The sequence below is a fragment of the Mycobacterium sp. HM-7 genome, assembly GCF_053852335.1.
The window spans coordinates 685,993-703,748 of the sequence record NZ_CM132657.1; the positions used below are offsets into that span (position 1 = coordinate 685,993).

The 17,756-nt window shown below is 69.2% G+C and carries 21 protein-coding genes and 1 riboswitch; of the genes, 10 read left to right on the forward strand and 11 right to left on the reverse strand.

Going from position 1 to position 17,756, the window contains the following annotated elements:
* Positions 1–47: 47 nt before the first annotated feature.
* The gene (locus ACWW1C_RS03260) at positions 48–1,697 is read right to left on the reverse strand and encodes a DNA repair helicase XPB (RefSeq protein WP_455982103.1); all 1,650 of its coding nucleotides are present in this window, start codon (positions 1,695–1,697) and stop codon (positions 48–50) included.
* Positions 1,698–1,851: 154 nt separating this feature from the next.
* Complete coding sequence (locus tag ACWW1C_RS03265; RefSeq protein WP_455982104.1) at positions 1,852–4,089, reverse strand: helicase-associated domain-containing protein; 2,238 nt, start codon at positions 4,087–4,089, stop codon at positions 1,852–1,854.
* Between the two features lie 83 nt (positions 4,090–4,172).
* Here ACWW1C_RS03265 and ACWW1C_RS03270 point away from each other — a divergent pair, with 83 nt between their 5' ends.
* Genes ACWW1C_RS03270 through ACWW1C_RS03285 form a run of 4 tightly spaced genes read left to right on the forward strand, consistent with a single transcriptional unit; the run spans position 4,173 to position 5,765 of the window.
* Positions 4,173–4,367 (forward strand): hypothetical protein, encoded by a 195-nt coding sequence (locus ACWW1C_RS03270; protein WP_155902146.1) that lies wholly within the window; start codon positions 4,173–4,175, stop codon positions 4,365–4,367.
* Positions 4,368–4,408: 41 nt separating this feature from the next.
* The gene (gene moaC, locus ACWW1C_RS03275; RefSeq protein WP_455984122.1) at positions 4,409–4,870 is read left to right on the forward strand and encodes a cyclic pyranopterin monophosphate synthase MoaC; all 462 of its coding nucleotides are present in this window, start codon (positions 4,409–4,411) and stop codon (positions 4,868–4,870) included.
* Positions 4,867–5,346 (forward strand): MogA/MoaB family molybdenum cofactor biosynthesis protein, encoded by a 480-nt coding sequence (locus ACWW1C_RS03280; protein ID WP_455982105.1) that lies wholly within the window; start codon positions 4,867–4,869, stop codon positions 5,344–5,346. Before moaC ends, ACWW1C_RS03280 begins: the two co-directional genes overlap by 4 nt.
* Positions 5,343–5,765, forward strand: coding sequence for a molybdenum cofactor biosynthesis protein MoaE (locus ACWW1C_RS03285; protein ID WP_455982106.1), 423 nt, complete (start codon positions 5,343–5,345; stop codon positions 5,763–5,765). Before ACWW1C_RS03280 ends, ACWW1C_RS03285 begins: the two co-directional genes overlap by 4 nt.
* A gap of 120 nt (positions 5,766–5,885) precedes the next feature.
* Here the strand turns inward: ACWW1C_RS03285 and ACWW1C_RS03290 are convergent, their stop codons facing one another.
* From ACWW1C_RS03290 to ACWW1C_RS03305, 4 genes are all read right to left on the reverse strand, one after another.
* Positions 5,886–7,025, reverse strand: a complete 1,140-nt coding sequence (locus ACWW1C_RS03290; RefSeq protein ID WP_455982107.1) for a transglycosylase family protein — start codon at positions 7,023–7,025, stop codon at positions 5,886–5,888.
* Positions 7,026–7,033: 8 nt separating this feature from the next.
* Positions 7,034–7,206: riboswitch (cyclic di-AMP (ydaO/yuaA leader) on the reverse strand.
* 234 nt (positions 7,207–7,440) lie between these two features.
* Positions 7,441–7,698 (reverse strand): MoaD/ThiS family protein, encoded by a 258-nt coding sequence (locus tag ACWW1C_RS03295; protein ID WP_455982108.1) that lies wholly within the window; start codon positions 7,696–7,698, stop codon positions 7,441–7,443.
* Positions 7,699–7,700: 2 nt separating this feature from the next.
* Positions 7,701–8,762: a GTP 3',8-cyclase MoaA gene (gene moaA / locus ACWW1C_RS03300; protein WP_455982109.1), complete on the reverse strand. Its 1,062-nt coding sequence runs from the start codon at positions 8,760–8,762 to the stop codon at positions 7,701–7,703.
* The gene (locus ACWW1C_RS03305; RefSeq protein WP_455982110.1) at positions 8,759–9,193 is read right to left on the reverse strand and encodes a YccF domain-containing protein; all 435 of its coding nucleotides are present in this window, start codon (positions 9,191–9,193) and stop codon (positions 8,759–8,761) included. Before ACWW1C_RS03305 ends, moaA begins: the two co-directional genes overlap by 4 nt.
* 150 nt (positions 9,194–9,343) lie before the next feature.
* Here ACWW1C_RS03305 and ACWW1C_RS03310 point away from each other — a divergent pair, with 150 nt between their 5' ends.
* On the forward strand, positions 9,344–9,754 hold the full coding sequence (locus ACWW1C_RS03310; protein ID WP_455982111.1) for a cold-shock protein: 411 nt from the start codon (positions 9,344–9,346) through the stop codon (positions 9,752–9,754).
* An 83-nt stretch (positions 9,755–9,837) separates the two neighbouring features.
* Entirely contained in the window at positions 9,838–10,842 is a 1,005-nt protein-coding gene (locus tag ACWW1C_RS03315; protein ID WP_455982112.1) for a glutathione S-transferase family protein, read from the forward strand.
* A gap of 3 nt (positions 10,843–10,845) precedes the next feature.
* Here ACWW1C_RS03315 and ACWW1C_RS03320 read toward each other — a convergent pair whose 3' ends face one another.
* Together ACWW1C_RS03320 and ACWW1C_RS03325 are read right to left on the reverse strand one after the other, a co-directional pair.
* On the reverse strand, positions 10,846–11,328 hold the full coding sequence (locus ACWW1C_RS03320; protein ID WP_455982113.1) for a DUF2771 domain-containing protein: 483 nt from the start codon (positions 11,326–11,328) through the stop codon (positions 10,846–10,848).
* Positions 11,325–13,049, reverse strand: coding sequence for an MFS transporter (locus tag ACWW1C_RS03325; RefSeq protein ID WP_455982114.1), 1,725 nt, complete (start codon positions 13,047–13,049; stop codon positions 11,325–11,327). Before ACWW1C_RS03325 ends, ACWW1C_RS03320 begins: the two co-directional genes overlap by 4 nt.
* 420 nt (positions 13,050–13,469) lie before the next feature.
* Here ACWW1C_RS03325 and ACWW1C_RS03330 point away from each other — a divergent pair, with 420 nt between their 5' ends.
* Positions 13,470–14,171: a DUF3027 domain-containing protein gene (locus ACWW1C_RS03330; protein ID WP_455984123.1), complete on the forward strand. Its 702-nt coding sequence runs from the start codon at positions 13,470–13,472 to the stop codon at positions 14,169–14,171.
* Here the strand turns inward: ACWW1C_RS03330 and ACWW1C_RS03335 are convergent.
* Positions 14,168–14,635 (reverse strand): SRPBCC family protein, encoded by a 468-nt coding sequence (locus ACWW1C_RS03335; RefSeq protein ID WP_455982115.1) that lies wholly within the window; start codon positions 14,633–14,635, stop codon positions 14,168–14,170. The two genes, ACWW1C_RS03330 and ACWW1C_RS03335, sit on opposite strands and share 4 nt — an antisense overlap.
* Before the next feature lie 25 nt (positions 14,636–14,660).
* Positions 14,661–14,927 carry a DUF2530 domain-containing protein gene (locus ACWW1C_RS03340; RefSeq protein ID WP_455982116.1) on the reverse strand — a complete coding sequence of 89 codons (267 nt, stop codon included), beginning with the start codon at positions 14,925–14,927 and terminating at the stop codon, positions 14,661–14,663.
* Between the two features lie 41 nt (positions 14,928–14,968).
* Here ACWW1C_RS03340 and ACWW1C_RS03345 point away from each other — a divergent pair, with 41 nt between their 5' ends.
* The 3 genes from ACWW1C_RS03345 to ACWW1C_RS03355 are packed head-to-tail and all read left to right on the forward strand — an operon-like array spanning position 14,969 to position 16,543.
* Positions 14,969–15,400, forward strand: a complete 432-nt coding sequence (locus tag ACWW1C_RS03345) for an Rv0880 family HTH-type transcriptional regulator (RefSeq protein ID WP_455982117.1) — start codon at positions 14,969–14,971, stop codon at positions 15,398–15,400.
* Positions 15,397–16,257, forward strand: coding sequence for a TrmH family RNA methyltransferase (locus ACWW1C_RS03350; RefSeq protein ID WP_455982118.1), 861 nt, complete (start codon positions 15,397–15,399; stop codon positions 16,255–16,257). The genes ACWW1C_RS03345 and ACWW1C_RS03350 overlap by 4 nt, the downstream gene beginning before the upstream one ends.
* Before the next feature lie 10 nt (positions 16,258–16,267).
* Complete coding sequence (locus tag ACWW1C_RS03355; protein ID WP_455982119.1) at positions 16,268–16,543, forward strand: DUF2537 domain-containing protein; 276 nt, start codon at positions 16,268–16,270, stop codon at positions 16,541–16,543.
* Between the two features lie 152 nt (positions 16,544–16,695).
* On the opposite strand, the gene sepH is transcribed toward ACWW1C_RS03355, so the two are convergent.
* Positions 16,696–17,643: a septation protein SepH gene (gene sepH, locus ACWW1C_RS03360; protein ID WP_455982120.1), complete on the reverse strand. Its 948-nt coding sequence runs from the start codon at positions 17,641–17,643 to the stop codon at positions 16,696–16,698.
* Between the last annotated feature and the right edge of the window lie 113 nt (positions 17,644–17,756).

The following is a 17,756-nucleotide window of genomic DNA, read 5'->3' on the forward strand; positions in this document are numbered from 1 at the left end:
GAGCGTAGTACCCGGCGGTCACGGCCGCACCTGATTGCTGGGACTCGCTAAATAGCGGGCCCCAGCAGGTCATCGGCATCTTTGATGACGTAGCCATAACCCTGCTCGGCGAGGAAGCGCTGCCGGTGCGCGGCGTACTCGGCGTCGAGGCTGTCACGCGAGACCACCGAGTAGAACACCGCGCCTCCGCCGTCGGCCTTGGGGCGCAGCAACCGGCCCAGGCGCTGGGCCTCTTCCTGGCGTGACCCGAATGTTCCCGAAACCTGAACGGCCACAGAGGCTTCCGGCAGATCGATGGAGAAGTTGGCGACCTTCGACACCACCAGGGTGCGGATCTCGCCGGACCGGAACTGGTCGAACAGCGCTTCGCGCTCGGCGTTCTTGGTCGAACCCTGGATCACCGGGGCGTCCAGCTCCTGGCCGAGTTCCTCCAGTTGGTCCAGGTAGGCGCCGATCACCAGGGTCGGCTCGTCGGGGTGGCGGGCCAGGATCGACTTCACCACCGCGATCTTGGTGTGCGCCGTCGAGCACAGCTTGTAGCGCTCCTCGGGCTCGGCCGTCGCGTACGTCATGCGCTCGTTCTCGGTCATGGTGACCCGGACCTCGACGCACTCGGCCGGCGCGATCCAGCCCTGCGCCTCGATGTCCTTCCACGGCGCGTCGTACCGCTTCGGCCCGATGAGCGAGAAGACGTCGCCCTCGCGGCCGTCTTCGCGGATCAGGGTGGCGGTCAGGCCGAGCCGGCGCCGGGACTGCAGATCGGCCGTCATCCGGAACACGGGCGCGGGCAGCAGGTGCACCTCGTCGTAGATGATCAGGCCCCAGTCGCGGCTGTCGAACAGCTCTAGATGCTTGTACTCGCCCTTGGTGCGGCGGGTGATCACCTGGTACGTCGCGATGGTGACGGGCCGAATCTCCTTGCGCTCGCCGGAGTATTCGCCGATCTCCTCCTCGGTCAGTGAGGTGCGCGCGATCAGCTCGCGCTTCCACTGCCGGCCGGCGACGGTGTTGGTGACCAGAATCAGCGTCGTGGCCCCGGCCTTGGCCATGGCTGCCGCGCCGACCATGGTCTTGCCCGCGCCGCAGGGGAGCACCACGACGCCCGACCCGCCGGCCCAGAACGAGTCCGCGGCCAGCTCCTGATAATCGCGCAGCTTCCAGCTGTCCTGCTCCAGCGTGATCGGGTGTGCCTCGCCGTTGACGTAGCCGGCCAAATCCTCTGCCGGCCAACCGATCTTGAGCAGCATCTGCTTGACGCGGCCGCGCTCGGACGGGTGGACGATGACGGTGTCGTCGTCGATCTGGGCGCCCAACATCGGGGTGATCTTCTTGTTCCGCAGCACCTCGGCGAGCACCGCGCGGTCCAGGCTCACCAGCGTGAGCCCGTGTGCCGGATGCTTCACCAGCTGCAGCCGGCCGTAGCGGCCCATGGTGTCGACGATGTCGACCAGCAGCGGCTGCGGCACCGCGTAACGCGAGTGCGACACCAGCGCGTCGACGACCTGCTCGGCATCGTGGCCCGCGGCGCGCGCGTTCCACAGCGCCAGCGGCGTGATCCGGTAGGTGTGCACGTGCTCGGGTGCACGCTCCAGCTCGGCGAACGGTGCGATCGCCGCCCGCGCCGCCCCGGCCAGCTCGTGATCGACCTCGAGCAGCACGGTCTTGTCCGACTGGACGATCAGGGGTCCGTCAGTCATGCGCCATCCACTCCGTTACTCGCTCGCCGGCCATTCGATCCATTATCCAGGCTCGGCCGACATTCCCGACTGTGCGACCAGATCCCGCGCAGGCCAGGCCCCAGGTCCATGCGCGCATTCGATATCGACGACAACAAGGACCGCGGCGCCCGCGTTATTCCGGCGCGACGACCGAGGTCACCCGATGGATGGCGAACTCGCGGACCCGCCCGGCGGCCGGGTCGTAGGCCGTCAGCTGACCGCCGCGCACGTTGACGGGCGACACCACCCGCTGAGTGGCCACCCCGGCAGCGTCGACGTAGCCGATCACCACGGCTGACTGCGTCAGCGCGGCGTCGGTCAGCAGTGAGATGGCCGCCGCCGGGTCCAGGCGCTCCCCGTTGCCGCCGCGGCCGGTCTGGCGCAGGACTGCGACGATGGCGCCGAGCGTCTTCTCGTTCGGCGCCTGCGGGTGGCGGAAGGTGCGACGGTGGATGGGCGTGGACACCCGCGCGCCGAGCGGACGCAGGTCGACGATGGTGCCCGACCAGTCCTCGGCGGCCGGGGCGAAGCCCGCGGTGCGCAAGCCCGCCAGCACGTCGGCGATGGGCGCCGGCGACACCGCGACGGTGGGGGCCAGGGCCCGCAGGCTCAACTGATCGAGCGTGGGGGAGGCCAGCGCCTGCGCCAGCAGGGCAGGGTCCTCGCACCGGATGAACGACGACGCCATGCCGACCCGCAGCTGGCCGTGCCTGCGGGCCACATCGTCGATCAGATAGGTGAGGCCCTGCGGCACAGGCGTTTTGGAATGCCGGGCGAACAGGGTGTGGATCTCGCTGGCGGTCCTGCCGGTGTCCAGGGCACGCCGGATGGACTGCTCGCTGATGCGGTACACCGTTGCCGCGCCGGCGGATTCGATGTCGGCGACGGTCGCCAGCTGATCGGCGAGGTCGCGTTCCAGCGGCCCGGGGACGACGACCGTCAGGTCGGCCTGCAGCAGGAAATGATCGATGGGGTCGGGCAGCGCCGCCGCCATCGCGGCAACGACCTCTTCTTCGGGTGCACCGGCCAGCAGCAGTCGAATGGGCCCGGCGATGGCGCCGCGCCCGAGCATGCCCACGGCATGTGCCTCGGTGAGTAGTTCGTCAGCCGGTTCGGTCTGCAGCCGTGCTGTCCAGCGCGGCCGCCGCCACAGCATCGCGGCGGACGCGGCGGCGGTGTCCATGGTGCTACCCGGCGGCAGCTCGGCGAGCACCGTCAGCAGCAATCGGCGGTCCAATGGCGCGGCCGACGAATACAGCGCATTGGTAAGGGCGGCATAGGGTTTGCCGTCGGGGCCACGCTTGCCCACCAGGCCGGGCCGGCATGGCAGGTCCAGCCAGGTGGTGGCCAGCAGATGCCAGCGCGTCGCGGCGCTCGATTCGATGAACCGGTCCGCGGCGACGGTAGGGGCCCAGTAGGGGCCGTCGTCGTAGGCGTCCGAGTCCGGGATGCCCGACGCGATGAGGGTGGCGGACGCGCACAACTCCAGGATCAGTGACAGCCGGCCTTCGTCGATGCCGGTGACCTTGGTCAGCCGCTTGGCGTCGCGCACTCCGAGGCCGCCGCTACGCAGCTCGGGAACCGGTGTCGCCGATAGGGTTTCGAGGACCAGTTCGACTTCGCGCAACAGGTCGATGGCCGAGCCGGCGGCGGCCGCGTCGACGTCCTGCTCCGCCAGCACCGGTGTCGACGGCGTCGGTGGCGTCAGCGTCGTCGGCCCCGCGGTCTGACCGCGCAGCACCTGGCCTACCAGGCGCGGCAGGATCACCGTCTCGTCGTCGATCCGGCGCAGCAGCCCGGCAGCGATCAGCTGTGGCACCGGGCGGTCGGGCGCGGTCCCCGGCGCGGCATCCTTGGTCCGGCCGATCGGTGAGCCGTCGGCCAGCCGCTCCAACAGCTCGCGCTGTGGGGTGTCGATGCCGGCCAGCTTCTGGGCGATGCCGTCGGCGTCAAGCTCTTCGACCGTCACCTGTCCCGGATACCAGGGCAGCACCGACGCCGCCTCCGAGACCACGCGCACCGTGTCGGAGCCCCACACCAACCCGCGGGTCCGTAGCGCGTCGAGGGCCGAGGTGACGATCTTCTTGGGGGCGCGGCCGGCCAGCAGCTTGAACAGGGCACCCGTCGGCACGGCGATGGTGGTGGCCTGCAGCGTCAGCAGCGCGTCCAGCACCGCGAGCTGCAGAAAATCGAGATCATCGGTCGCGGCTTTGACCGATTGCCGGGACTGGGCCCGGGCCGCGAGCGAGGACAGGGTCGCCGGCGGCGGCTGCGTGAGGTCGGGTCGGGCGCTGAGCAGCTGCACCAGCTGCGCGTCCGACATGTCGGCCAGCCAGGAGCCCAGCGGCACACCCGGGGATTCGTCGATCATTGCTGACCAGCGTAAAGCAGGTGACTTTGTCGTCTTCGCGTCCGGGACGCCCGGCCTCGCCAGCGGGCGCGGCGCCTGCCACAATGTCATCCGTGGCTGACAAGAAGAAGAACCAGTACGTCGACAACGGGTGGCCCGAGGTGTCCGGTGACGACCACGCCGTGAGCGAACTGGCAACCGACCGTACAGGCGCGCTCTCGCCGTTCGGCGACCTGGAGTTCCCGCTGCCGGCCGAGAAGCTGCCGTACACGCACCCGGTCACCGTCGTCAACAAGTAGCCGTGGAGCTCTCGCACCTGGACGAAACGGGTGCGGCCCACATGGTGGACGTGTCCGCCAAGGACGCCACCCTGCGCACCGCCTTCGCGGCGGGCGTGCTGCGTACCCGTGCTGACGTCGTCGACCTCATCACCAGCGGTGGCCTGCCCAAAGGAGACGCGCTCGCGACCGCTCGCGTGGCCGGCATCATGGCCGCCAAGCGCACCAGCGACCTGATCCCGCTGTGCCACCAGCTGGCGCTGACCAAGGTCGAGGTGGCTTTTGAGACCGGCGTCGGCGGTGCCGACAAATCAACGGAGGCTGCGGCGTCCGACATTCTCATCACCGCGACCGTGCGCACCACCGACCGCACCGGCGTCGAGATGGAGGCGCTCACGGCCGTCAGCGTCGCGGCACTGACGCTGTACGACATGATCAAGGCCGTCGACCCGGCCGCGCGCATCGACGATATCCGGGTGCTGCGCAAGGAGGGCGGTAAGACCGGCCTCTGGGAGCGGGCGTGAGCCGCACTGCCCGCGTCGTCATCGCTTCCACTCGCGCTGCCGCCGGCGTTTACGAGGACCGCACCGGCCCCCTGATCGTCGCCTGGCTCGCCGAGCGCGGGTTCGACGTGCCCGCACCGGTCGTCGTCACCGACGGCGCTCCCGTAGGCGCTGAACTGCGCCGCGCCATCGCCGACGACGTCGACGTCGTCCTCACCTCCGGCGGCACCGGAATCTCCCCGACCGATGCCACGCCGCAAGCCACCCTCGAGGTCCTGGACTACCAGATCCCGGGGTTGGCCGATGCGATCCGGCAGTCAGGCCTGCCGCACGTCCCGACCTCGGTGCTGTCGCGTGGTGTGTCCGGCGTCGCCGGCCGGACGTTGATCGTCAACCTGCCGGGTTCGTCCGGGGGAGTGAAGGACGGGCTGGGCGTGCTGGCCGGGGTGCTGGACCATGCGCTCGACCAGCTCAGTGGAAAGGACCATGCCGGATGATCGTGCTCCGCGCCGACCTCAGTGAATCGCCGATCGATGTGGCCTCGCACGAGGCGCTGGTCGACCACAGTGCCGCGGGCGCGGTCGTGAGCTTCGCCGGTGTGGTGCGCAACCACGACGGCGGCCGTGGCGTCACGCACCTGGAGTACTCGTCGCACCCGTCGGCCGCAGAGGTGCTGGCCGAGGTCGCCGCCGACGTCGCCGCCGCTTCAGAAGGCGTACGGGCCATCGCGGTCAGCCACCGGATCGGCGTGCTGAACATCGGCGACGCCGCCCTCGTCGCTGCCGTGTCGGCCGATCACCGCGCCGCGGCGTTCCGCACCTGCGCGTTGCTGGTCGACACCGTCAAGGAGCGGCTTCCGGTCTGGAAGCACCAGTTCTTCACCGATGGCACCGACGAATGGGTCGGCTCGGCCTGAGCTCCTCGGTTGAGCCTGCGCTGACGGCGCAAGCTACTCGAGCTTTTGCGCCGTGGATACCGGGTCAACGGAAAGAGAATCGCCCCGGTCGATGACCGGGGCGATTTCTCGATGTGCGTATTACGGAGCCGGAGCCGGAGCGATGTCGGCAACCGGGGCCGGGCCGGGCGCCGAAGCGTTCGGCGGGGCCTGGATGTCGCCACCCGGGGTGCCGTTCCGCGTCGAGGCGACGGCGAGCAGGGCGTCACGACCGGAGATGTCGTTGTTCTGGACCGCGTGCCACAGCTGCTTGAGGTAGCTCATGTTGGCGCTGTCGCCCGTGTCCGTCGGCTCCATGGTCGAACCGGGGGGCAGGTTGGTCGGGCTCGCGAGGTGCGGCGTGCCGTTCGGCGGGGTCTGCAGTCCGGCCGGGGCGGCCGGGGCGGGAGCCGCGGCATCGGCAACCGGCGCCGGGGCCGGGGCGTCGACGACCGGGGCCGGGTCGGCCGGCAGGTCCTGCTTGGCGTGCAGGGCCCAGGCGCCGGGCTCGGCGGGGGCTTCGGTGGTGTCCCAGTTGGCGGCCTGGATGATCGGCGCCGGGGCGTCGACCGGGGCTTCCGGGGCAGGGGCTTCGACGACGGGAGCCTCGGGTGCGGGCGCGTCGAGCGCGGGGGCCTCGGGTGCGGGCGCGTCGAGCGCGGGGGCCTCGGGTGCCGGGGCGTCCAGCGCGGGGGCTTCAGGGGCGGGAACCTCGTTGGCGACGGTGACGATCGTCGGGCCCTCAGGGGCGGGTGCGGGTGCATCCAGCGGAGCGGCGGCGTCCTGCACCGGAGCCGGATCGGCCGGGGCGCCCAGCTCAGGGTTGTCCAGCGTGGCGGCCGGTGCCGGCTTCGGGGTGCTCACCGCGTTGCGCGGGGTCGAGCGGGACAGGCCCGTGCCGCAGACCGGCCATGCGCCGCGACCCTGGCTGGCCAGGACGCGCTCCGCGACCGCGATCTGTGCTTCCTTGCTGGCCATGTTCGCGGCCGGGGCGTACTCGCCACCGCCGTGTGCACTCCAGGTGCTGGGCGAGAACTGCAGCCCGCCCTGGTAGCCGTTGCCGGTGTTGATGGCCCAGTTGCCGCCGGATTCGCAGCGGGCTACCTGGTCCCATTCGCCGTCGGTGGCGGCGGAGGCCTGAGCTGCGAGGGCGATGCTGCCGCCACCCAGGACCGCGCCGGTGAAGGCGATCTTGGCGACAGAGACACTGGACGTGGTCGGTTTACGGTGGCGTCCACTCATGGAAAAAGCAGTCCTCTCGTCAACGCCTACGAGGTCAGCTGTCGGGTTCGGGCTGGAGAGGTTGCCCGGCCTGCAAAGCAGGCTTCACCCCAAGGAGCCGAGGCTCCTGGTCCTGATTACTTCGGTGGACCGGTTGGGTCCCCCGCCCCCATCCACGGGTTGTCGTCGGCCGCACTTGATGGATGGAGCTAGGCGTTTCAAGTGCGGTTGCCAAAGGGTCGCTCTGGCTTGAGAGATGACGGTATCGGTTCAGGTGGGTTCCGTCACCTCGACCGATTTTGGGCGTTTCGGCCCCGAGCAAATTATGAGAGGACTTTAAAGCCGCTGGCTGTTTCGGCGTTTTAGCAGGTGTAAACCGGGGTCCATGCGGCCACAGCCAGTTCGTTATCGTTTCGTTATGTGAGGCATTTCACAATTAGCCACCGGCGAAGGGGGGTAGGACATCGAGCGTCTGAGCAGGTGCCAGCGCGGTGTCCAGATCGCGCACGGCGACGCCGTCGCGCAGAAACGAGCAGCGTGAGAGCACTTTTGCCACATCTGTCCCACGTGTACCAATGGAGTTCACCAGATCCCGGACGGTTACACCGGCATTGAGCTGCAACGTTTCGGTCTCGATTCCGGTCGCGGCCTTCGCGGCGGCGAAATAGCGCACGGTCACTGCCAGGTCGGACAACGTCAGCCGCCGATCGCACTCATCGGCCGGGCCGGCTGGACGAAACCCGGATCGTTTATTCCATGGCCTGCCGGCTTGGCCCACATGGCGGCCCGCCAGGCGGCCTCCAGCGCATCGTCGTCGGCCCCGCTTCGCAGCAACGCCCGTAAGTCCGTCTCCCGCTGTGAGAACAGACAGCTGCGCACCTGACCGTCGGCCGTGAGCCGGGTGCGGTCGCACGTGCCGCAGAACGCGGCGGAGACCGACGCGATGACGCCGACGGTGCCCAGCACCGTGTCGTCGTCGTGAACCTGCCAGAGCTCGGCCGGCGCGGAGCCGCGCGGCGTCGGGTCCGGGCGGAGGCTGAACTCGCGCCGTAGCCCCCCGAGAATCTGGTCGGCCTGCAGGACCGAACCGCGCTCCCAGTGGTGCCCGGCGTCCAGTGGCATCTGCTCGATGATCCGTAGCTGATACCCGTGCTCGAGGCAGAAGCGCAACAGCGCCGGGGCGTCCTCCAGGCCGGTGTCCGGATCGAGCACCGCGTTCACCTTGACGGGGCTGAGTCCGGCGTCCTTCGCGGCCGCCAGGCCGTCGAGGACCTCGGGGAGTCGCCGACGCCGGGTGATGGCTGCGAAGCGGTCGGCGTCCAGCGTGTCCAGAGAGACGTTGACGCGATTCAGGCCGGCCTTCTTGAGCGCGGCCGCGCGTTTGGCCAACCCGATGCCGTTGGTCGTCACGGCGATCGCCGGACGAGGTTGCAACGCGGCCGCGGCCGCGACCACGTCCTCCAGATGTGGAACCAGCAGGGGCTCACCGCCGGTGAAGCGGACGCCCGTGATGCCCAGGCGGGTCACGGCCACCCGGATCAGCCGCGTGAGTTCGTCGAGAGTCAAGAGGTCGCCGCCGGGCAGCCAGTCCAGGCCCTCGGCCGGCATGCAATAGGTACAGCGCAGGTTGCAGCGGTCGGTGAGCGACACCCGCAGGTCGGCCGCCACACGGCCGTACGTGTCGATCAGCGGCCCGGAGGCCGGAGCCGCGCCGACGGGTCGCGCGAGGGTGGGGAAGCCCAAAGGTGTGAGTGTCATTGTTGGGGGCGAGCGAAGCGAGGGGATGATGTGGGCCAGGCGGGTTCCGCATTCGTCTGATCCACCGGCACGATCTGCTTGCCGAGCGGCAAGAGCGACACCGGGATCAACTTGAGGTTGGCCAGGGCCAGCGGGATTCCCACGATGGTCAGGGCCTGGGCGATGGCGGTGGCGATGTGCCCGAGGACCAACCACCACCCGCACAGCACCAGCCAGATCACGTTCCCGACCAGCGCGCCCGGACGCGGACCGGGCTTGTCGACGACCGTCTGGCCGAAAGGCCAGAGCGCGTAGACGCCGATGCGGGCCGCGGCGACGCCGAACGGGATGGTGACGATGAGAACGAAGCAGATCAGTGCGGCGAGGAAGTAACCCAGCGCCAGCCAGAAGCCGCCGAAAACCAGCCAGATGATATTCAGGACCAGGCGCATGTCACCTCCCGCAAAGTAGAACTCTCAGTCTACTGAGTAATGGGGATGCTGCGATCTGAGGTGGCCGAGTAGGATCAACGTCAACGCGTCCTGCGTCGGTGGGGCGCTTTCCTTATGTGACCGTAGTTTGAGAACGAGCAGGTGAGACCAGTGCCAAGCGGCCGGGTTAAGTGGTACGACACGGAGAAGGGCTTCGGCTTCCTCTCCCAGGAAGAGGGCGAGGACGTCTACGTCCGGTCTTCGGCGCTGCCCGACGGGGTCGAAGGTCTCAAGGCGGGCCAGCGCGTCGAGTTCGGCGTCGCTGCCGGACGGCGTGGCCCCCAGGCGCTGAGCCTCAAACTGATCGACCCGCCGCCGAGCCTGTCGCGTACCCGTCGTGAGGCGTCCGCCCCCGAGCACAAGCACACGCCGGACGAGCTGCACGGCATGGTGTCGGACATGATCACCCTCCTCGAGGATGTGGTGCAGTCCGAGCTGCGCCGGGGCCGCTACCCCGACCGCAAGACCGCCCGCAAGGTGTCCGAGGTGGTCAAGGCCGTCGCGCGCGAACTCGACGCCTGATCCACGCGTTGACCGTTGGCTTGTGTTCGAGAGTCGGCTGATTTCTCGCACACAAGCCAACTTTCGGCGGGCAGACTGGGGACGTGTCCTACGTCAACCCAGGTACTGAATTCACGCGCGACACCAACTACATCAACACCCGGATAACGGCCGATGGGCGCGACGGCTATCCCGTCGAACCCGGCCGGTACCGGCTGATCGTCGCCAGGGCCTGTCCCTGGGCCAACCGGGCCATCATCGTCCGACGACTGCTGGGCCTGGAAGATGTTCTCTCCATTGGCTTTTGCGGCCCCACGCATGATGAGCGCAGCTGGACATTCGATCTCGACCCCGGCGGCGTCGACCCGGTGCTGAAGATCCCGCGGCTGCAGGACGCGTACTTCAAACGCGACCCGGACTACCCCAAGGGCATCACGGCGCCCGCGATCGTCGACGTGCCCACCGGGGCCGTCGTGACCAACGACTTCGCGCAACTGACGTTGGACCTGTCCACCGAATGGACGGCATACCATCGCGCCGGCGCTCCGCAGCTCTACCCGGAGCACCTGCGCGACGAGATCGACACCGTGGCCAAGCGGGTCTACACCGAGGTCAACAACGGCGTCTATCGCTGCGGATTCGCGGGATCGCAGGAGGCGTACGACGCTGCCTACGACCGGTTGTTCACCGCGCTGGACTGGCTGACCGAACGGCTCAGCGGCCAGAGGTATCTGGTGGGGGACACCATCACCGAGGCCGACGTACGCCTGTTCACCACACTGGCCCGGTTCGACCCGGTCTATCACGGGCACTTCAAGTGCAACCGGTCCAAGCTCACCGAGCTACCGGTGCTCTGGGCGTATGCCCGCGACCTGTTCCAGACCCCCGGCTTCGGCGACACCGTCGACTTCGTGCAGATCAAGCAGCACTACTACATCGTGCACGCGGACATCAATCCGACGCAGATCGTGCCGAAGGGGCCCGAACTGGCCGACTGGCTGACGCCGCACGGCCGGGAAGCGTTGGGCGGCAGGCCTTTCGGCGACGGCACGCCGCCCGGCCCGGTTCGCGAGGGCGAACAGGTGCCGGCCGGTCACGGCGCCGAGTAGCGACTAGGGCCAGACGGTCCGCACCGACCATTCGGCGTGCGGTAGCGGGAATTCGTTGCCGTCGGAATCCCTTGCCAGAGTGGGCAGCTGGACGGCGAGTCCGAGCAGCTTGCCGTGATGCGGGTCGACGGTCGGGATGGTGACGGCCAGTCGTTTATCCGGCCGGAACTCGCTGACCGCGGAGCCGCCGTCCTCGTAGGCGAGCAGCAGTACCCACGGCGCCCGCGCGATGACCGCCGGCACCGAGAGCTGGATGGGATGCCGCGGTGTCACGTGCAGTTCGCCCGTGGTTGCCGGGACGTCGCATGCCTTCAGATGCACGTCGCAGTAGCGGTACGGCCCGACGCGGGTCAGCTGGCCGTCGGTGAAGGCGCTGATCTTCGGGAAGCCGGGGCCCTGGTGCCGCGTGAGCCGCCAGACCAGAACACCGGTGGCTGTCGCAGACAGCACCGCGACCACAGCCAACAGCGCGAGAACTCGTTTCATATCCGTCCTGGGCGCGCCCCGGGCATTGCCGGATCGGGCCGTGGTCCTTCCTGTTCGGCTAGTACGGGCCGGTTGCCGCCGAAGCCCGGGATCAATGAGCCCCCGTTATAGCTCACCAGGGTCTGGGCCAGGCCGGGGATCAGCACGGCGCAGACCGCGGTGAACCCGACCCAGAGGTCGGTATAGATCAGCACACCGATGGCGCCACCGATCACCCAGGCCAACTGCAGTACCGACTCGGACCGGCCGAAGGCGGATGCCCGGGACTGCTCGGGCAGGTCGTGCTGCAGCGAGGCGTCCAGCGATGCCTTGGTGATGGCTGTGGCCGCGGAGGTGATCAGCGCGGCGATCGTGGCCACCATCAGATTGCCGGCCACTGCGGCGGCGATGGCGGCTGCGGTCACGATGATGGTCGCCCGCACCACCACCTGGGCCGGATGGCCGAGTTTGAGCCGGGCACTGGCGATGTTGCCGGCGAAGGTACCGATACCGGCGGCGGCGCCGATCAGCCCGAGAATCTTCAGCTGCTCCCAGGCGCCCGCGTCGTGCGATTTGGCGACGAATGCCGGGTACAGGAACAGGAATCCGACCAGCACCTTGATGGTGCAGTTGCCCCACAGCGACGTGATGATGTTGCGGCCCAACGGCTGTCGGGGCGATTTGTCGGCGTGCGGATGCTTGAGCTGCTCAGTTGGTGCGTGATACGAGAGCGTCGCCGGGACCTCGCCCTCGGTGACCTCGACCCACTTCGGGATACGCATCGTCAGGACCGCACCGGCGACGGCCACGACGGCGACGACGTAGAGCGCGCCCGGCAGGTGCATCAGCCCGAAGGTGTACTCGAATGCGGCGGCGAGGCCACCACCGAGGCCGGTGCCGCCCAGCAGCCCGAACATGGTGAGCCGGGAATTGACCCGGACCAGGTCGATGGTCGGCGGCAGCACGCGTGGCGTCACGGCACTGCGCAGCACGCTGAACGACTTGGACAGCACCATCATGCCCAGCGCACACGGGTACAGCACCCAGAGCGGATAGCTGCCGGTGGCGCCGTCGTAGTTGCCGATCAGCACCAGCGCGAGCACCACGCGCAGCGCGAACGACACGGCCAGCGCGACCCGCCGGCCGTGCTGCACGCGGTCCAGCGCCGGCCCGATCAGCGGCGCGATCACCGCGAACGGCGCGATGGTGATGAGCAGGTACAGGGCCACCTTGCTCTTGGATTCGCCGGAGGCCGCCGCGAAGAACAAGGTATTGGCCAGCGCGATGCCCATCGCCGCGTCGAGCGCGTTGTTGGCGACGACCGGCCAGGTCAGGGCGGTCAGCCCGGATTTGTCGGCGCCGTCGGCGGTGGCGGCGCGGTGCACCAGCCCGTACACCTTGGTGCCCATCTCGCGGCTGCGTTGGGCGGCGGCGCGGGTGACGGTGATCTTCTCGCCGCCCGCGGGGCCGCGACGCCGGTCGTCATAGCGGCGGCGATCGTCGTAGTCATCGTCGTGATCGCCGTCGTAGCCGTGACCGTCGTGGTGATCGTCGTCGAGTGGCGGCAGCCACCGGTTGTCGCTGTGCGCCGACGAGCCACGGGGCGGCGGCCGGCGCCGCGACTGACCAGGATCGCTCGGGTAGTTGGCCATGCCCGGATGCTCTTCGTCATGGCGGCGCGGAGGACGCGGCGGGTAGTAGCGGGGATCTCCCGACCACCCGGCGTCCCGCGGTCCACTCATGAGCACGATTGTTCCCCATGCTGCCGACAGTGGCGCGCAGGCAGGCGGTGTGGCCTTGTCCTGGGTGGTCAGGCAGTATTGATCGCGATGGACATGCCCAATGACACCGAATCGGCAGCCGTGACGCCGGACGAGTCGACGCCGACCGAGGCGCCGGTCGAGGTGCCGACCCCTGAAGCCGCCGCGGAATCTGTCGAGGCCCCCGCGGCAGAGGCTCCCGGCGAGGCAGCGGAAACCGCCGAGGCGCCCGAGACCGTCGACGCGCCGCAGCCGCAGGCCGCTGACGAACCCGCGGCTGACGAGCCCGCGGCAGCTGACGCCGCGGCCGACGAGGTTCCCGCCCCGGAGGCCGAAGCGGCCCCGGATGCTGACGCTGTTGTCGAAGAAGAGGCCGAGCTACCCGACCTGACCCCGATCCTGATGGGCGCGGTCGATCAGGCCCGCGCCGCGATCATCGAGTTCAGCGGCGAGGGCGTCGTCGGCGACTACTTGGGCGCCGGCTTCGACGACCCCGCTTCGGTGACCCATCGTTTCCTGGCGTCATTGCCCGGATACCACGGCTGGCAGTGGGCGGTGGTGCTCGCGACCTATCCGGGTGCCGACCACACGACCGTCAGCGAAGTGGTCCTGGTGCCCGGTCCCGATGCACTGCTGGCCCCGGAGTGGGTGCCGTGGCACGAGCGCGTGCAGCCCGGCGACCTGAGCCCCGGCGATCTGTTGTCCCCGCCGCCCGACGATCCGCGCCTGGTGCCCGGATACCTGGCGTCGGGCGATCCCGAGCTCGATGAGCTGGCTGCTGAAGTCGGCTTCGGGCGTAAACAGGTGCTCAGCGACTGGGGCCGCACGGAAGCCGCGCAGCGGTGGCAGGACGGCGACTATGGACCGAACGCCGCCATGGCTCGCGCCACCCGTCGGACCTGCCGTGGCTGTGGCTTCTTCGTTCCGCTGACGGGTTCGCTCGGCCTGATGTTCGGTGTCTGCGCCAACGAACTGTCTGCCGACGGACGAGTGGTGTCGGCGGAGTACGGCTGTGGCGCCCACTCGGACACGCCGCCGCCGGAGCCCATCGGCTCACCGGCGTTCGAGCCGTTCGACGACGGCGTGCTGGACCTCGGTACTTAGTTCGAGACGCCCTCGGCCGCGGCCTTGATGCGGCTGAGTGAGGTCGTCATGCCGTCGACCAGCTCGGCTTCGAAGTTGGGCACGCCGCCCATGAAGCGGTCGACGAGCGCTCCCGAGAGGGGTTTGACGCCGTTCTCCGCGTGCCTGCTGACGGTCACCTTGGTGCCGGTGCCGGCTGGCTCCAGGTCGTAGGTCCACTCGGTGTTGTTGGTGTTGACCCGGAACGACAGCTTCTTCTGCGGGTCGACCGCGGTGACGGTCGCGGTTGTCGGCCAGAACATCGCGCCGCGCCGGTTGATGTTGACGGTCTTGGTGCCGACCTTCACGGCGCCGATCGCCTTCATCACCCGGCACTGCGGGCTCCACTTGGGCATGTTGCCGAGATCGGAGATCAAAGCCCAGACCTTGGCCACCGGCGCGTTGATGGTGATGTCTGCCTGCAGCAGAGGTGCTTCTCCAGCCATCTGACTCTCCCTTGAGTTTTCGGGGTCAGCGCAAGCCGCGTTGGGCACCTCGTGCGCCGCGACGGGCTGCGCTGCGTTGCCACAGAAATATAGAGGTGCCCAGTACTCCGACACCGAGGCCTGCGACGGTCACCGGCCGCCAGTCGTGCAGAGCCGCGACACTGAACGCCAACACCGTCGCCACCAGCCAGCCGACGGCGATCACCACGATCACCGGAACGGGGTCCAGGAGGCGGTCGGGAAGAGCCGGCGGTGCTATTTCCGCCGGGTGTTCGTGCGCGGGCGTGGCCATCTCCTCTAACGCTAGTCGATCGATCGGTACGCTATCTGCTCGTGACGGACGCCGATGACCGCTTGGCCAATGACCTGTCGCTGGCCGTCGTGCGGCTGGCGCGGCAACTGCGCTTCCGTCGCCCCGATTCCCCGGTGTCTCTGACGCAGCTGTCGGCTCTCGCCACACTCGCCAAGGACGGCCCGATGACGCCGGGCGCGCTGGCCACCCGTGAGCGGGTGCGGCCGCCCTCGATGACGCGCGTCATCGCCTCGCTGGTCGAACTGGGGCTGGTCGAACGCAGTTCGCATCCGGATGACCGGCGCCAGGTGCTGGTCGCGGTGTCCTCGGCCGGTGCGGAGCTGTTCGAGGCCGAACGCCGGGCCGGCATGGAGTGGCTGCAGGGCCGGCTCGAAAAACTGAAGCAGGAGGACCGTGCGACCTTGCTGGCCGCGGCAGACCTGATGTTCGCGATCATCGACGAAGCCCGGTGAGCGCTGCCGCGGACATCGATGACCTCGGGGACGGTGTCATCGACGTGATCGTTGAAGACGTCACCGACCCCGCCGATCCGAGGCTCGACGATTTCCGCGATCTCAACAGCGTGGACCGCCGACCCGACCTGCCGTCGGGCAAGGGTTTGGTGATCGCCGAAGGCGTGTTGGTGGCACAGCGCATGCTGGCTTCGCGGTTCAGCCCCCGGGCGTTCCTCGGCACCGATCGCCGGCTCCGCGAGCTCTCCGACGACCTGGCCGGCTGCGGCGTGCCGTACTACCGCGCCAGCGCCGAGGTGATGGCCGAGGTCGTCGGCTTCCACCTCAACCGCGGCGTGCTCGCCGCGGCGCCGCGGCCCGTCGAGTTGACGGTGCCCGAGGTGCTGCGGGGCGCGCGGACGGTCGCGGTGCTCGAGGGCGTCAACGACCACGAGAACTTGGGTTCGATCTTCCGCAATGCCGCGGGCCTCGACGTCGACGCGGTGGTGTTCGGCGCCGGGTGCGCCGACCCGCTGTACCGGCGCGCGGTCCGGGTATCGATGGGCCACGCACTGCTGGTGCCCTACGCCCGGGCGGAGTCGTGGCCCGGTGACCTGAAGTTGATGCGGGACAGCGGCTTTCACTTGGTCGCCATGACTCCGGGCGAGGGGTCTCTGCCCCTGGCCGACGCTCTCGCGCCCCTGGCCGACGAGAAGATCGGCATCCTGGTCGGCGCCGAGGGACCCGGGCTGATCGAACACACCATGCGGGCCTGCGAGGTGCGGGCCCGCGTTCCGATGTCGCGGGGCACCGATTCGCTGAATGTCGCTACGGCAGCAGCCATGGCGTTCTACGAGCGCACCCGGGCGGCGGTCTAGATTGGCTCAGATGACGACGCCGTCGCGCACGCCGTGGGGCACCGGACTGACGGTGTCGGCGTTCGTCGCCGCGGTGACGACCGCCGCCATCATCGTCCTGTCCCTGGGGCTGCTACGGGTGCATCCGCTGCTGGCGGTGGGCCTGAACGCGGTCGCGGTCGGCGGCCTGGCCCCGACGGTATGGGCCTGGCGGGTGCGCCCGGTGTGGCGCTGGTTCGTGTGGGGCGCCGGTGTCGGTGTGGCGCTGGGCTGGATCGCGACGCTGGCGATCGCGCTGGGGCGCTAGCCCAACTGCCGTTGATCCTGAGGCTACGTCGCAGAAGTGCGAGTAGCCGAGACCTTCAGCGCAGAGTCAACGTGGGTTTGGCGTCGACCCTGTAACCACGGTGCAGAAGTGCGAGTGGTGAAGACCCTCAACGCAGGGTCAACGCGGACGTACTAGCGCTGGCCGTTCGCCCGTACACCGAGGAGGACATCTTCCCACGCCGGAATCTCGGGCTTCTTCTTGCGCGGACGCGGCGTGGGAGCGGCGGGCTCGGGGGTCTCGGGGGTCTCGACGACGGCCGCGGGTTCCGGAGCCGGGGTTGGCTCGGGTGCCGGCGGGGCAATCGGCGCCGCGGGCACCGGGGGAGCCACGGGAGCAGGCGTCATGACGACGACCGGGGCGGCCGCGGGTTCCGGAGCGGGCTGCGGTTCGGAAACGACGGCGGGCATCGGGATCTCGGCGACCGATTCCTCGAAATGCAGCTGCGGCAGCGGCGCGACCGACCGCAGGGCGGGCCGGGTGTAGTTCGGATCGATCAGCTCGGTCGCAGCGTCGTCGAACGCGGTGGTGGTGCCGCCGTGCGCGCCCGGGCTGAACCGGAAGTGTGCGACGTTGTCCGAGCGGCCGGCCTTCCAGCCGAACTGCACCGTCCACCGGCTGTCCTCGTTACGCCAGGCGTCCCACTTGGTCGCCTCGGGGTCGAGTCCGCGCGAGATCAGGGCGCCGGTCACCGTCTCCAGCAGGGTCAGCACCGACGGGCCGTCGGGCAGGATCGGGTGAGACGCGCTGGCGAGTTCGGCGGCGCGGGACCGCTCCAGCAGTACCGGGTGCGCGAAGCGCATGACGCGCTCCGGGCTCACCCCCGCGGCCGCGGCAAGCTGCTCGACGGACGCGCCGGCCCGGATGCGGGACTGGATATCACGGGGGCGCAGAGAGTTGGGCACCTCGACCTCGACCTCGATCTGCGTCTGGTTGGTGGCTGCGCGGTCGCCGCGGACGGCGGCCTTCAGTCGATCGTCGACGCGCAAGACAAACTTGTCTGCGGTGGCCGAGCCGTTGGGGGCTTCGCAGATGATGCGCTTGCCGTCGGCATCGAGTCCGACGACCTTGAGTTCCCTCATTGGTGACCTCCTGGGACGCGGCTTAACGGCCCACCCTACTGCGTTATCGACTCGTAACCGTGCTGACACACCGAGGCGCGCAGCTCTTCATGAACTGCGCGCCTCGGGTGGTG